This is a genomic window from Frankia sp. CgMI4, from assembly GCF_001756285.1.
GTDB classification, from domain to species: domain Bacteria; phylum Actinomycetota; class Actinomycetes; order Frankiales; family Frankiaceae; genus Frankia; species Frankia casuarinae.
The window spans coordinates 20,253-35,251 of sequence record NZ_MAQZ01000048.1; the positions used below are offsets into that span (position 1 = coordinate 20,253).

10 protein-coding genes are annotated in these 14,999 nt (G+C 71.0%); 6 read left to right on the plus strand and 4 right to left on the minus strand.

Features of this window, described 5'->3' with window-relative positions; genetic code table 11:
* Positions 1-80: 80 nt before the first annotated feature.
* The gene (locus Manayef4_RS24785; RefSeq protein ID WP_070130900.1) at positions 81-1,616 is read right to left on the minus strand and encodes a hypothetical protein; all 1,536 of its coding nucleotides are present in this window, start codon (positions 1,614-1,616) and stop codon (positions 81-83) included.
* Between the two features lie 1,120 nt (positions 1,617-2,736).
* Here Manayef4_RS24785 and Manayef4_RS05805 point away from each other — a divergent pair.
* Positions 2,737-3,663 (plus strand): universal stress protein, encoded by a 927-nt coding sequence (locus Manayef4_RS05805; RefSeq protein WP_070130901.1) that lies wholly within the window; start codon positions 2,737-2,739, stop codon positions 3,661-3,663.
* Between the two features lie 21 nt (positions 3,664-3,684).
* Here Manayef4_RS05805 and Manayef4_RS05810 read toward each other — a convergent pair whose 3' ends face one another.
* Positions 3,685-5,634 (minus strand): C2 family cysteine protease, encoded by a 1,950-nt coding sequence (locus Manayef4_RS05810; protein ID WP_070130902.1) that lies wholly within the window; start codon positions 5,632-5,634, stop codon positions 3,685-3,687.
* Between the two features lie 214 nt (positions 5,635-5,848).
* Here Manayef4_RS05810 and Manayef4_RS05815 point away from each other — a divergent pair, with 214 nt between their 5' ends.
* From Manayef4_RS05815 to ahcY, 4 genes are all read left to right on the plus strand, one after another.
* Positions 5,849-7,069 carry an acetyl-CoA C-acetyltransferase gene (locus tag Manayef4_RS05815; protein WP_070130903.1) on the plus strand — a complete coding sequence of 407 codons (1,221 nt, stop codon included), beginning with the start codon at positions 5,849-5,851 and terminating at the stop codon, positions 7,067-7,069.
* 144 nt (positions 7,070-7,213) lie between these two features.
* Positions 7,214-7,420: a DUF1918 domain-containing protein gene (locus Manayef4_RS05820; protein WP_035729341.1), complete on the plus strand. Its 207-nt coding sequence runs from the start codon at positions 7,214-7,216 to the stop codon at positions 7,418-7,420.
* Between the two features lie 367 nt (positions 7,421-7,787).
* Positions 7,788-10,313: an MMPL family transporter gene (locus Manayef4_RS05825; protein WP_254665482.1), complete on the plus strand. Its 2,526-nt coding sequence runs from the start codon at positions 7,788-7,790 to the stop codon at positions 10,311-10,313.
* A 34-nt stretch (positions 10,314-10,347) separates the two neighbouring features.
* The gene (gene ahcY / locus Manayef4_RS05830; RefSeq protein ID WP_070130905.1) at positions 10,348-11,784 is read left to right on the plus strand and encodes an adenosylhomocysteinase; all 1,437 of its coding nucleotides are present in this window, start codon (positions 10,348-10,350) and stop codon (positions 11,782-11,784) included.
* Positions 11,785-11,884: 100 nt separating this feature from the next.
* Here the strand turns inward: ahcY and Manayef4_RS25715 are convergent, their stop codons facing one another.
* Positions 11,885-12,322: a hypothetical protein gene (locus tag Manayef4_RS25715; RefSeq protein ID WP_232234815.1), complete on the minus strand. Its 438-nt coding sequence runs from the start codon at positions 12,320-12,322 to the stop codon at positions 11,885-11,887.
* Positions 12,323-13,007: 685 nt separating this feature from the next.
* Here Manayef4_RS25715 and Manayef4_RS05840 point away from each other — a divergent pair.
* Positions 13,008-13,808: a peptidoglycan-binding domain-containing protein gene (locus Manayef4_RS05840; protein WP_070130907.1), complete on the plus strand. Its 801-nt coding sequence runs from the start codon at positions 13,008-13,010 to the stop codon at positions 13,806-13,808.
* Positions 13,809-13,853: 45 nt separating this feature from the next.
* Here Manayef4_RS05840 and Manayef4_RS05845 read toward each other — a convergent pair whose 3' ends face one another.
* Complete coding sequence (locus Manayef4_RS05845; RefSeq protein WP_070130936.1) at positions 13,854-14,981, minus strand: glycerate kinase; 1,128 nt, start codon at positions 14,979-14,981, stop codon at positions 13,854-13,856.
* Positions 14,982-14,999 lie beyond the last annotated feature (18 nt).

Genomic DNA, 14,999 nt, shown 5'->3' on the forward strand with positions numbered 1-14,999 from the left:
ACCATCCGCCACTGACCGTCACCATCCGCGGCCCGCCGCCGCTCGCCGCGGCGAGCGACCCGGACCACAGGTCGACCGGCTCAGGCCGCGCCGTCAGCCGCCGACTGGCTCGCCATCTGGGCATGCGCACGTCCCGCGCGAGCGGCCTCCTCGATAGCCTCCAGCGGTGGCCGCGGGATCGACACGGGCGGCGCCTCGGATTCCGGGCGGGCGGCTCGGGACCCGTAGGCCTCCCATCCTGGGCGTCCGGGCGCGGGTCCCCTCTCCTTCGCGGTGCGGGTGTAGCGCCCGCGCCCCTGGTTCGGGACGGTGGAACCCGGCGTCGGTCCGGTCCTGATCCCCCGGTTCTCCAGGCAGGCGCGGCAGTTGCAGTCGGCGGACGCCCTGGGCAGGCGATCGAGTCGCCAGGACAGATTGTCGATCTCGTCGCCATCCCCGACCAGGACACCGGTCGTGATGATGTGCACTAGATGCAGGGCCAGTTCAACCGGTTCCCAGCTGTCCTCCTCCAGGATCACCCGCAGTTTCTGGTAGATAGCCAGGTAGTCGGACGTCGGGCGCCGCATCGCGTTCGCGAGGACCGTGATCACCTGGCTGGCGGCCAGGGTCATCGGCTCGGGYGGCGGAGGGGGCAACGGGACTGTCGGGGCGCCCCGCTCCGGTTCGGGAGTCGACGCGTCCGCTGCCCCAGCGGTCTCGTCCGTCAGGACGTGTGGCTCGTCCGTCACGGCCCCGCGGGTGGCGGGATCGACGGTGCCCACGGCCGGAGCCGGTTGGGGGTCGCCGTCCGCTCGGGCGTCACCCGGCTCCGGCTGGTCTGAACGGGCGGTGTCCGGATCATCCGAACGGGCGGTGTCCGGATCATCCGAACCGGCGGTGTCCGGATCATCCGAACCGGCGCTGTCCGGGCGGTCGGCGCCCCTCGAGGGGGCGAGGTTGACCGCCGGGCTGGCGGCACCAGGCGAGCCATCGCCCGCCACGGACGCCATCGCCCGGGGACGACGGCCGACCGCAGACGCCGTCCGCAGGCCGATCCGGCCACGGCGACCGCCGCGGCGCCGACGAGCGGGCGCGGCCGAGGCGGCGGTTGCCGAGCCGGCCTCCGCGGACGCCGGAGCCGCGGACGCCGGAGCCGCGGACGCCGGAGCCGCGGACGCCGGAGCCGCGGACGCCGGAGCCGCGGACGCCGGAGCCGCCGGCGAGGATGCGACGTCGGCCTCGACCAGGCGGACCTCGCCTGCCCGTACGGCGGCCTCGGGGATGCTCAGGGCTAACCGCGTCGTCCTGCCAGCCGCAGGCCGGGCCACCGTCGCCAACCAGCCCTGGTTGCGCAGCCTGGTGATCTGGCGCTGCACGTGGGTCCGGCTGTAACCGGTCTCCGCGACCAGGGTGACCAGGCCGGGGGCGCTCACCGCGGCACCGGCGGGCGCCGCCGGCGGAACCTCGGCGACGTGGCTCGCCAGCGTCAACGCGACCAGCTTCGCCGCCGACGGCAGGGCCGCCCGCAGCACCGCCCGCTGCCATCCCCCGCGATCGGACACCAGCGTGCCCGGCTCCTGCGCACGGACCAGAACCAGAGCACCGGGGAGGGCAAGCTGGGTCACGGCCGACGCCACATGCCTCCCTTCCTCGGCGGGGTCACTCGAAGCTGACGGACTGCGCCCGCCCGAGCGGACCGGGGCGGGTTGCCCGGGGATCATGCCGACCTGAACGGGTTCGGTGGGTCGGGGACCGGTCAACGTCTGTCCAGGCACGGTACTCCGTGCCTGGAGGGGAGGCTCCTGGGGAGGGCMACCACATTCACATGAAGAGGACATGACTTCATCACCCTCGTTGGGGACTCGTGGTGCGACAGACGCATCAAACATCGCGCGACTGACGCAAAGCAAAAGATGGGGCCGGCGGCCACGAAAAGGCCACACCGGGCCATCCGGAAAGACCTCCCGAGCAGTTCTTCTCCCTGCCTTCAACCTCATCGGGTGACACCAGAAATCGATTTTTAATCCGTCATATTCAATTCCTTATTACCGCGTCACCCGGCGGGACTGCATCCCCGGGGAGGAGGACTCGGCGGCGTGGAGGATCCCCCCGCACCTCGCCGGAGGGATGGCCGGAGGGATGGCCGCCACGGTGACCGCGCCCGAGTACATCCTGCCCACGGCACGTGCGGAGGAAAGTCCGGGCGCGCTCACCGGTTGAACCGGCCMACCGGTATCCGGAACTACGACGGGACTCGGCGCACAAGAAAAATCGCCGGGAACCGGAACACCGGGAGAAACCGGACCRCCCGGTCACGGCATTCTTCGTCCTTGCCCGGCGAGGCCGGACGGGAACAGCCACCTCGCCCGATCGACCCGCCGCCACACAACGGACGCCAACCACCGTCACCGACAACAGAGATCGTGGACCTCCATTGTCGTACCTCGTCGTCTTATCGATCGATCACGGCAGGGGAGCGGCTGGCGCCCAGTGGCTTCCGGTCCGACGACGGGGTTACCGGGGACCGGTGACCCAACCATTCACCACTTCTCACCATGGATCACGCCGACGGGTGGGAAGGATGGTCCAACGTAGGGTTCACCTGGCCCGAACACACGAAAACAACACCGGAAGCTGTTGATCGGCGGGCAGCTCCACTCCACGTTGGCCTCCCCCRCGTTGGCCTCCCCCGCGGGCGGACGGGGTTCCCGGCCGACCAGCCGGGTATCCCGGACCGGGCTTCGAAGGAGGCGGACGATGGCCGACATCGTGGTCGGGGTCGATGGTTCCGAGGGCTCCCACACGGCGCTGCGCTGGGCGTTCACCGAGGCGGAGTGGYAGGGGTGCGGCATCCAAGCCGTGATCGGCTTCGCCCGTGGTCCGGCCCAGCCCGGGATGCGTGCCGGCCTGGCGCAGGCGGCCGAGCGGACGCTGCACGAAACCGTGACGGCGGTCACGCCACCGGGATCGATCGTCTCCGTAACGGAGCAGGCCGTGGACCTGCCGGGTGCGGAGGCCCTGCTGACGGTCGGCCGCGACGCCCGCATGATCGTGGTCGGCGCCCGGGGGCAGGGGCTGCTGCACCGGCTGCGGATCGGGTCGGTCAGTGCCTCCGTCGCCGTACACGCCACGGTTCCGATCGTGATCGCCCGCGGTGACGTCGAGGCCGCGACCGCCGGCTCGGGCGCGACCGCCGCCGAAGGCACGACCCCGGCCGGCGCACCATCCCGACCGTCCCGACCGTCCCGACCGTCCCGACCGATCGCCGTGGGTGTGGACGGCTCCCCCAACGCACTGTCGGCCCTCGCCTGGGCCGCCGGGGAGGCCGCACTGCGCGGGGTTCCGCTGATCGCCGTGCACGCCTGGCTCGCGGCGATCCCGTTGCCGTTCGCCGAGGCACCGGGGGAGATCACCCAGGCCCTGGAGGACCAGGCCCGGGCCGTGCTCGACGAGTCCATCGCGGGCGTCCGCGACCGCGGCCAGCTGCCGGCCGGACTGGACCTACGGGCCGTGGTGCTRCCCGCCTCGGCCACCCAGGCCTTGATCGTCAAGGGTCGCGAGTGCGATCTCGTCGTCGTCGGCGCCCGCGGTCACGGCGGCTTCGCCGAGCTGCTGCTGGGATCGGTCAGCCACCAGTGCATGCTTCACTGCCCCACCCCGGTGGCGATCATTCGGCAGCGGTAGCGGGGCGGCAGCCACCGACCGTTAACGGGTCGGGCCGTGCACGACCGCATGCGTATCCGGGAGGATCCCGTCCCAGGCGTACCACCGCTCGTTGTTCTGCCCGGGCGCCGGATCCCACGGATTACGCAGCAGCACCCGCCGGCGCGCCACGTCCACGGCGAGCAGGGTGTAGGCGTGCGCCGCGACGAGTCCGCCGGGCCGGGTTCGACGCCGGGTGGTCACGATCACCACCTCGCCGTCGGCGAGGAGCTCCCCGAGGGCGGGAACGGTCGCCTCGTGGGCGGCGAACACGTGCGCCGATCRCCCGGTGAGCGTCCGCAGGGCCGTCGCCGCATTTCCGAATTCGATGGCGGGATAGCCGCCGTGCAGCCGGGCGTAGGCCTTCTCGTACAGCGCCGGCCACAGCTCCGGCCGTCCCGCCGCGTCGTCGCCGTCCATCGCGACCTCCTCGTACCCAGCCGCACGCGACCGGGAGGTGCCCGGCGCCCGCGGCCCGGGTGCCTCGTCCTCCGATCGCCCGTACGGCGGCTGGACCCGACGAGCGGGCAGGCTGGCCGTGACGGTGACGCCCACGCCGGCGCCGGCCGGTCCGCGGGGGTGCATGATGATCGTGACAGTACCGTTGGGGTTGGCCCGCAGCCGCTCCGCGAGTAGTCCGGGATCCTGGCGGGCGATGCCGATCAGCGCCGCGACGAGGTAGCAGTCGGCGACGCCGCCCTGCCCCACATCGCTCGGGCTGATCCCGTCACGCACCGTCGGGTCGCCGGTGCGGTCGACCGCCACGACCTCGCCGGGGCGTCCGCGGACGACAGGGTAGCCGGGTTCGAGCCATGGGAAGGCCAGCAGGACGTCTCCGATCATGGCCGAGGAGGCCCCGGCGATCAGGGCGTCGGTGAGGTCGGCCAGCGCCGGCAGGTAACCAAGGATGCCGGGGCTCGGATTTTCGATCACCCGGGCGGCCACCGCGGCAAGGACCGCCAGAGGCCGGCCGCGCAGCCGGGAGATGACCGCCTGGCGCATCGCCGCGGACAGGCCAGCCAGCCGAACGCTGATCGCCGTCAGATCATTGACGGTCACCGTCGCCGGATCCGTGCCGATGCGGGCGACCAGCTCGGCCGCGGCGAAACGCGCCATCCGCCGGTCGATGCCGCGCGCCATGGCCGGCGCTCCGACAGCGACCGCGTGCAGTCCGAACCCGACGGGGTCGTCCCGTCCGGACGAGCCAGCCAGACCGAGCAGGCCAGCCGGAGCGGACGGTTTGCGCTCCCCGAACAGGCAGTGCGGATCGGACCAGTCCACGCCGCCGAACGGATCGGGCAGCCGGCTCAACCGTCCCCCGTCCGCGGCGACGGCTCGGGCCAGGGCGGCCGACCGGTCGCCCGCCGCCCGCAGGCGGTCGGACAGGACGCCCAGCAGGACCGGATCGAACAGAACGGTTTCGTCAATCGGGACCTTCACGGCGGGCCTGCCCCCAGCGTCGCCGGCATCGCCGGAGCCTCCGATAGCCCCGGGCAGGTCCTCCCTCCCCCCGGCATCGCCCTCGACGCCACCGGTGGCCAGTCCGTGCGCCAGCATCCACACCCGTGGGTCGTTCCCGACGCCGCCGGACGCGTCGAACCGGCGCAGCCGGGCGAGCTCGTCGGCGGATACCACGGCAGCCGCGCCTAGACCGAGGCGCAAGGCGTGGGCACGCTCGTCGTACCGCTCGGCGAGCCAGTCGAGCAGCCCGGCCCGATCGCGCAGCACCCCGGCGCCGACGTCAAGCGCCCGCTGCCAGTCGTCCAGCCGGGCGGCGCACCGGATCCGCCACGGTGACCGCCATGCCCGCGGGGTGTCGGCGGCACGCGCACCGGCCAGCACCCCGGCCACCTCCGGGACGAGTCGGCGCAGCCGGGCGGCGCACTCGCGCAGCTCGCCCGCGGCCGCGGCGAGGGCCGCGACATCACGGGGTGTACCAAGGTCTGCTCGCATCGGGCACGCCATCCGGCTCGCTGGCGACGGGATGATCAAAGCGTAACCCGACGGGTCCCCCTCGCCGCGTCGGCTCGGCCACCCGCGACCGCGGGCGCTCGTCCGCGTTAGGGTTTTGATCATTTGGCCGCAGGGACCACGGCCTCCGCGACCCTGCCGCCAAGAACACCGAGAACGCCAAGAACACCAAGAACACCGAGAACTGGGAGGGCATGTGACCGAGGCCGTTGTCGTCGCCGCAACCCGATCACCGATCGGGCGGGCGTTCAAGGGTTCGCTGCGGGGGATGCGGGCCGACGACCTCGCGGCCATCATCGTCCGGRCAGCCCTGGACCAGGTTCCGRCCCTCAACCCGGCCGACATCGACGATCTCATCCTCGGTTGCGGGCTACCCGGAGGCGAACAGGGACACAACATCAGCCGCGTCGTTGCCGTCAGCCTCGGGTTCGACACCGTTCCCGGCACGACGGTCTCCCGGTACTGCGCATCCTCCCTGCAGGCTCTGCGGATGGCTGCGCACGCCGTGCGCGCGGGAGAGGGTGACGCGTTCATCGCCGCCGGGGTGGAGGTCGTCAGCGGCTTCGTCAGGGGCAACAGCGACAGCCTGCCGGACACCCAGAACCCGCGCTACTGCGAGGCCCAGGCCCGTACGGCGGCCCGTGCCCAGGCGGGGTCCGCGCCCTGGACGAATCCCCGGGCGGCCGGCGAGCTGCCCGACGTCTACATCGCCATGGGGCAGACCGCCGAGAACGTGGCCCAGCTCGCGGGTGTGAGCCGCCTCGAACAGGACGAGTACGCCTGCCGCTCGCAGAACCTGACGGAGCGGGCCGTCGCGGACGGCTTCTTCAAGCGGGAGATCATTCCGGTGCCGCTGCCCGACGGCGGGGTGATCGACAGCGACGACAGTCCCCGGCCGGGAACCACGATGCGGGCGCTGGCCGCTCTCAGGCCGGTGTTCCGCCCGGACGGTACCGTCACGGCCGGCAACGCCTGCCCGCTCAACGACGGAGCCGCCGCGGTCATCGTCATGAGCGACACCAGGGCCCGCGAGCTCGGCATCACCCCGCTGGCCCGGATCGTCTCCACCGGCGTCAGCGCACTGTCACCGGAGATCATGGGCCTGGCCCCGGTGGAGGCGTCCCGGCGGGCCCTGGCCCGGGCGGGGATGACGATCGACGACGTCGACCTGGTAGAGCTGAACGAGGCGTTCGCGGCGCAGGTCATCCCGACCTACCGGGCGCTCGGGCTCGACGTCGCGAAGCTGAATGTGCACGGTGGCGCGATCGCGCTCGGTCACCCGTTCGGGATGACCGGCGCCCGGCTACTCACCACCCTGCTGAACGGACTACGCACCACCGACACGACCATCGGCCTGGAGACAATGTGCGTCGGCGGCGGGCAGGGCATGGCRCTGGTCGTCGAGCGGCTGTCCTGAACCGGGAGTTCKCGACCTTTCGGGCTTCGGGTCTGCCGCGACCGACGCTCCGTGCTAGGCAGAAAGAGCACGCGCATGCGATCGGTCACCRGAGCATCCAAGCAGAGCAGACCGGATCGCCCGGCAGGGAGGTCGACCATCATGATGTTCGCATCCGTCGGAGAGAGGTTCGTCGTCCACGGCCGCACGGTGGGCAGCCCGGAACGACACGGGACCGTGGTCGAGGTACGCGGCGAGGACGGAGGCCCGCCGTTCGTCGTGCGTTGGGATGACGGGCACGAGGGACTCTTCTTCCCGAGCTACGACTCGCTCGTCGAACTCCGACCGTCACGGGAGTCCGCGGGCGTCTGACCCCGGGCACGTCCGACCCCGGAGAGGATGGCGACGGTAGCCGAGCCCGGGGAGCCAGGCCCGGGGCGTGTTGATCGCCTGAAACATTTTCCGGCGAAATCGGCTGCCCCGGGGCCTTCAGGCGGTGTGACCTGCTGCGCTATACAGCAGGGACACAGCCGTCGGACCGACAGGTAACGCGCGTCGATCCGGAGGCAACGCGGATAACTCCGGAGCGTGACCGATGTCGACGCCTTCCCCCTCCACCGACGATCCAGCCGATCATCCCGGCCGGCCCGAACACCGGTCGGAGCCAGGCCGCACCTCGGAACCGGAGCACGGGTCGGGCCCGGACCGCCGGTCCGGGCCATCGGCGGCACTCGCCCGTATGGTCAGTACGGTCAGTCGGCGCTCGGGCATCGTCGCCGTCGTGGCGCTGCTCGTCACCGCCGCCCTGGGGTTCGGAACCACCCGGCTGGAATTCACCACCGGCCAGGACAACTATCTGAACCCCGACTCCCAGGTCGCCCGGGACAACGTCGCCTACCAGTCCCTCTTCGGCGGCCAGGCGATGGTCACGCTGTTCACCCTGGACAAGGGCGAACGACTCGAGGACCTATTCACCAAGCGCAACATCAGCCAGTTCCGGGAGTTGCAGGCCAGCCTCGACGCCGATGACCGGATCGAATCGGTGATCACCCCGCTCACGGCGCTGGAGTTCACGAACAACCTGGTCACGAGCCCGGACGGCAATCCCGTCAACAGCCCCGCCGGGAAGATCCTGCTCGGTGCCCAGCGCCGCGATCCGGATCCGGTCTCCGCCCAGCRGCGCCTCGCCGACTCCGTCACGACACTGCGGCGGATGCAGGCGATCCCGGTGGCCGAGCGGGTCTACGACAACCCGGCCTGGGTCTCCTTCCTGCTCCGCGACAACACGGGTGCCATCCGTARGTCGATCAAGCCGTTCTTCCCGACCGAATCCACCAGCCAGATGGTCACCCGACTGCGGGGCAACGCCTCCCTCACGACCGAGGGCCAGGCCGCGACCCTGGCCGAGAAGGCCGCGTCCGAACGCATGTTCGATAATGCGACAACGATGTCGACCGGGGCGCCCGCGCTGCTGCGCGACCTCAACGACTACCTGCGCGGCGGGTTCGTCACCCTCGGGGGCATCTCCCTGGCACTGATGGCCGGCCTGCTGCTCGTCGCCTTCGCGGTGCGCTGGCGGCTGCTCCCGCTCGGCGTCGTCGCCGTCGGCCTCATCTGGGCGTTCGGCCTCGCCGGCTACGCGGGTGTCCCGCTGTCGGTGGTGACCATCTCCGGTCTGCCGGTGCTGCTCGGCGTCGGCATCGACTTCGCCGTCCAGCTCCACAGCCGGGTGGAGGAGGAGGCCCAACTGGCCCGGGCCGGCCATCCCGTCACCGCGGCCCTGGCCGGGCTGCTGCCCGCGCTGAGTGTCGCCACCGTCGCCGCGGTGCTGTCCTTCCTCGCGCTGGAGTTCAGCGACGTCCCGATGATCCGGGACTTCGGCACGCTGCTCGCCCTGGGCCTGCCGGTGATCGTCATCGCCACGATCCTGTTCCTCACCGCCTCGTTGGGCCTGCGGGAACGTCGCCGGCCGACCCCCCCGAAGGACTACACCCACGGCCCGCTGGGTCGGACGGTGATCACCCTGGGGTCCCTGCCACGGATCACCGCGCTCCCGCTCGTCGCCGTGTCCGTCGCGGTCTTCGCCGTCGGGATCGTCACCGACGGCACACTGAAGATCCAGACCGATCCGGAGAAATGGGTCGACCAGCAGGGTCAGGTCATCAAGAACATCAACACGCTGCGCGCGAGCACCGGATCCGCCAGCGAGCTGGGCATCTACGTCCAGTCACCGAACGTCTTCGACGACGCCACCGTCGCCTTCCTCGCCGAGTTCGCGAACACCCGGCTCGCGAAGGACCCGGCCGACCTGCTGACCGCGTCGAGCCTCGTCACGACCATCAGCTTCATGATGGAGGTGCCGAACACGACGGTCGTCCTGCCGACGGGTCAGGACGTCCGGCTCGGCTACGCCGCGGCACCGCCCGACCTCCAGCGCGCCACGGTGAACCTGGCCCACAACGCGCTCAACCTCGTCTTCCGTACCGGATCGGGCTCGTTGGAACGGCAGGCCGCAATCGTCGACGACATCCGGGACACGGTCCATCCGCCGCAAGGGGTACGCGCCACCCCGTCGGGCCTCGTCGTGGTCGGCACCGGGCTGCTGGAGAACTTCACGAAGAACCGGACCCAGCTGACCTRCTTCGCGCTGGTCGGCGTCCTGCTCATGCTGCTGGTCTGGYACCGCAGCATCGTCCGGGCGGTCCTGTCGCTGGTGCCGGTGCTGATCGCGGTCGGGCTCAGCTCCATGATCGCCTGGCTGGTCGGCGTCGATCTCAGCCCGCTCACCGCGGTCGGCGGCCCGCTCGTCATCGCGCTGGGCAGCGAGTTCACCACCCTGCTCGTGCTTCGCCACCTGGAAGAGCGTCGACGCGGCCTGACGCCGAAGGAGGCCGTCGACCAGACCGCGGCCCGCACCGGACGCGCCTTCGTGGTCTCCGCGCTCRCCGCCGTGATCGGGGTCGCCGTCCTGGCCTTCAGCTCCCTACCGCTGCTGCGTGACTTCGGTCTGCTGGTCGCCCTCAACGTCGCCATCGCCCTGCTGTCCGCGCTGGTCGTCCTCCCACCCCTGTTGATCTGGGCGGACGAACGCGGCTGGGTGCACYAGCCGCGCCAGGACGACCCGGGCCCGGCGGTCGACAGAACCGGACCGGGTCTTCGTCAACACGGCGACATGTGGGACGCTCAAGAAACCCGTTCCAAGGCCGGCGCATCACGGCCGCGGCCGATGGCGGGTGGAAACCGGGACGAGACATCCGCCGTATAGGCTCGGCAGCCGCCCGAGCGTCGAAGGAGAGGGCATGAGTTTCGAGTTCAAGGTCKCGGATCTCGCACTGGCCGAGTTCGGCCGCAAGGAGATCCGGCTTGCCGAGCACGAGATGCCCGGCCTCATGGCCACCCGGGCGGAATACGCGGCCAGCCAGCCCCTCAGGRGCGCCCGCATCATGGGCTCCCTGCACATGACAATTCAGACCGCGGTGCTGATCGAGACCTTGGTAGCGCTCGGCGCCGACGTCCGTTGGGTCTCCTGCAACATCTTCTCCACCCAGGACCACGCGGCCGCCGCCGTCGTCGTCGGGCCGAACGGCAGCAAGGACGACCCGCGGGGCGTGCCGGTCTTCGCCTGGAAGGGCGAGACCCTCGAGGAGTACTGGTGGTGCACGGACCARGCGCTGGCCTGGCCGGACGGCGGCACCCCGAACATGATCCTCGACGACGGCGGCGACGCGACCCTGCTCGTCCACAAGGGCGCCCAGTTCGAGGCGGCCGGCGCGGTCCCCGCGACGGACGCCGCGGACGGCGAGGAGTACGYGATCGTCCTGGAGACCCTGCGCCGCACCATCGCGCAGAAGCCGGGTCGGTGGACCGAGACCGCGAAGAACATCAAGGGYGTCACCGAGGAGACCACGACCGGCGTGSACCGTCTCTATGAGATGGCGAAGGCCGGCACGCTGGCATTCCCGGCGATCAACGTCAACGACTCGGTGACGAAGTCGAAGTTCGACAACAAGTACGGCTGCCGCCACTCCGTCATCGACGGTCTCAACCGCGCCACCGACGTGCTCATCGGCGGCAAGGTCGCCGTGGTGTGCGGCTACGGTGACGTCGGCAAGGGCTGTGCGGACGCGCTGCGCGGCCAGGGAGCCCGGGTGATCGTCACCGAGATCGACCCGATCTGCGCCCTGCAGGCCGCGATGGACGGTTTCCAGGTCACCACCCTGGAGGACGTCGTCGCGACGGCGGACATCTTCGTCACMACGACCGGCAACTTCAACATCATCCATGCCGAGCACATGGCTGCGATGAAGCACCAGGCGATCGTGTCGAACATCGGGCACTTCGACAACGAGATCGACATGGCCGGCCTGGCCAGGACCCCCGGCATCGAGAAGATCAACATCAAGCCGCAGGTCGACGAGTGGGTGTTCCCGGACGGCCACTCGATCATCGTGTTGGCCGAGGGCCGGCTGATGAACCTCGGTTGCGCCACCGGACATCCGAGCTTCGTGATGTCGAACAGCTTCACCAACCAGGTGATCGCRCAGATCGAGCTGTTCACGAAGACCGAAAACTACCCCGTCGGGGTATAHGTGCTGCCCAAGCACCTCGACGAGAAGGTCGCCCGGCTGCACCTCGACGCGCTGGGCGTGAGGCTCACCCAGCTGACCAAGCAGCAGGCGGACTACATCGGCGTGCCCGTCGAGGGTCCGTACAAGGCCGACCACTACCGCTACTGATCGGTCCGGTCCTCTCGCGCCGATTCCGGTTAATCCGATTAATCCGATCCACCGGATTCGGCGCTTCGACCTGAATCGGCGCTTCGCCGGCCGGGATCGGTCAGCGTCTCCTGGACGACCAGCAAACCGACGTCCACGACGGGTCGCTCAGGTCGTCCAGGCTGTACCAGCCGGCCGGCAGGTAGGTCCCCCAGGTCGCCGACGGGACGTCGGCGCTCGCCCGGTCCGGTACCGCGGGCCTGCGCACACCGAAGGTCGCGTCGCCGCCGGGGCAGCTCAGGTGCCCGAACCTGAAGATCGGCTCGCCGGCCTCCTCACCCCGGCCGGGACCGGTCCGGCACAGCGATGCCGTGGCCGGCGGCCACAACGAGGCGACATGGACGTAGAAACCGGCGTCGAGATACGTCGCGGGTCTGTTCGGCTCTCCGGCCGCCGCCGGCACACCGACCTCCGTCGCCTGCCCGCCCGGGCAGCTCGCCCAGGTCGCTCCACCGGCCTGCGCGGCGCCCGCGTTCACCAGAGCCAGGATGCCGCTCACCGCGAGGGTCGCCCCGGCGGTGGTCAGAGTGGCCAGGGTGGTCCGGGTCGCGCCGCCGCGCCGGCCCGCCCGCCGGGAACCGCGCCGCGCGGGACGACACCCTCCGGACGCAGCCGCTTCCGGTGCTCCCGGCGCTCCGGAGGATAACGGCCGTCCGACTCGTCGCGGGGAAGATACGGCATACCGCATTGAATGCMTCCTTCTCGAGCCCGGCTGCGGGTCGATCATGCGGTAGAAGGATACAGGCGCTAGAACGATACAGGCGGTAGAACCATATAGGCGGCATCGAAACACGGGCTCCGCCGCCCGGTCCGCGGTTCCCGCAAACATCCGCAAAAAACAGTCAGTATGCCCCTCGATACCGAGGGTTGACGAGGCGTCGAAGGGATGGCGGCTCGCGGCGGCGTCGGCTGTCCGTGYCTGGGGCGCACCACCGAACCGGGTCGGGCCCCTGTCAGGGATCCAGCGGGAGGGKTTCCACTCACCATATGTCCGGGCATACCGCCMCGATGCGGACCTCTCCGCAGCAGCCCGGCACTATGGCCATGCTGGTACTCCGGCTGGAAACTATGACTGTAGCGGTCAACCGACCTGATGACCCCATGAACAGGAAGCGGCCCGGAATCGTGATTTCCCAGACGAGGATCTGTCGCGGCGACACACGTGGGAAGGAGAGCCGGTAGCGATGGCACCGACCTTGTACCCGCCGGCCCGCTTCCGTCCGGTGCGGAACACGACCGGAGTGATGATCCAACCCACCCGAGGCCTCATCCCGCACGTCCAGGTGGGCGGYGGCTCCCTGTTYGGCTGGTTCRACAACCCCGCCAGCCAGGTCAGCTCACACCTGTGGCTGTCGAGGAGCGGCGACTTCGAGCAGTACGTTCCTTTCGACCGGAGGGCCTGGGCCCAGGCGGCAGGAAATCCATACTGGATCTCCTGCGAATGCGAAGGGTACGAGACCGAGGACTACACACCCCTACAAATCATCCGGCTCGGCGAGCTCTTTCAGTGKGGGATGCGGGAGTTCGGATGGCAGGAAGAGATCACCGACTCTCCCGCCGGTTACGGTATCGGTACCCACCGGATGGGCGGCCAGGCGTGGGGGGGCCACAATTGCCCGGGTGACATCCGGGCCAACCGACGCCGGGACATCCTCGCCGCCGCGCGGCATAACGGAGTCGGCGCAGCCGCCGATCCCCGGCACCGTTACGACGACCGTCCGACCCTGCGGGAGGGATCGCGTGGTCYGGACGTCGTGGAGCTCCAGAACGCCCTGAACATCATCTTTGGCCATGAGGCCCCCACCGGTGATCCCAACCGGATAACGCCGGATGGCGTGTACGGGCCACGGACCACTGCCCGGGTGGCCTCCCTACAGCGCTACGCCGCGCCGTGGTTCGGCCGCATCCCGGACGACGGGGTCTGCGGGCCCAACACCTGGCGTAAGATCGGTTACCTCCTCACCGGGATGAACCGCCGGGTCTGACCCACAGACCGGGCCCGGCCGCTCCCCCGCACCGGGCGCTCCCGCTCACCGGGCGGTCGTGACCCGGCGGRCCAGCTCGGCGCCGGCCCTCCGCAGCCACCGGAGCGGCTCGGCCATCGCCATGGCCGGCCCCCCGGCGAGATCGACGAGGGCGATCTCGGCCCGGACCCCCTCCGGTCGGGGGGCGTCAACCCGCCCAGCCACCAGGAGCACGGGCACCTCGGCGTCCCGCGCCAGCGCGAGGACTCCGCCGACCACCTTGCCGGACAACGAGGTGCGGTCGAACCTGCCCTCGCCGGTCACCACCCAGTCGGCGCCGGCAAGGGCCGCCGGCAGGCCCGCCGCCTGGATGATCGTCGGCAGGCCGGGGACCACCTCGGCTCCCCAGGCCGCGGCGAGGCCGTAGGCGGTGCCGCCGGCAGCCCCGGCTCCCGCGGCGTCGGGAGCACCATCCAACAGGTGGGCGAGCCGGCGCAGCCCCTCCTCCAGCCGGGTGATGTCCGCGGGTCCGGCACCCTTCTGCGGCCCGAATACGGCGGCGGCGCCGGCAGGGMCCAGCAGGGGCGCGTCGACGTCGACGAGACAGTACGCTCCCCCGGCCGGCGCCGGCCGCAACCCGGTCAGATCGATGTGCGCGAGCGACGTGAGGGCGCCGCCGCCGACGGCCAACGGCCGGCCGGCCGCGTCGAGGAACCGGGCACCCAACGCGGCGAGGGCACCGGTACCACCGTCGGTCGAGGCGGAACCGCCCAAAGTGATGAGAACGCGGTCGACTCCGGCGTCGATCGCGGCGGCGACCAACTCGCCGAGGCCCACGGTCTGCGCGCCCAACGGATCGAGTTCCCGCATCAGCGGCAACCCGCTCGCCCTCGCCAGTTCGATCACTGCGGTGCCATCGGGCAGCGACAGCCATTCGGCGTCGTGGCCCCGCCCGTCCGGACCAGTCACCCGTGCCGGGTGCCGCTCCGACCCGGGTACGCCGACGGCGAAGACGTCGAGGGTGCCCTCGCCACCGTCGGCGATCGGTACTCCCACGACCTGATCGCGGGGCCGCTCGGAGCGCCAGCCCGCGCCCAGCGCCGCGACCACCTCGGCCGCGGTCGCCGATCCCTTGAACGAGTCGGGTGCGAGGACCACCCGCGCGGGCCGGTGGGGGGACGGTACCCCCGTCATCGGAGCGTCACCGGCCGT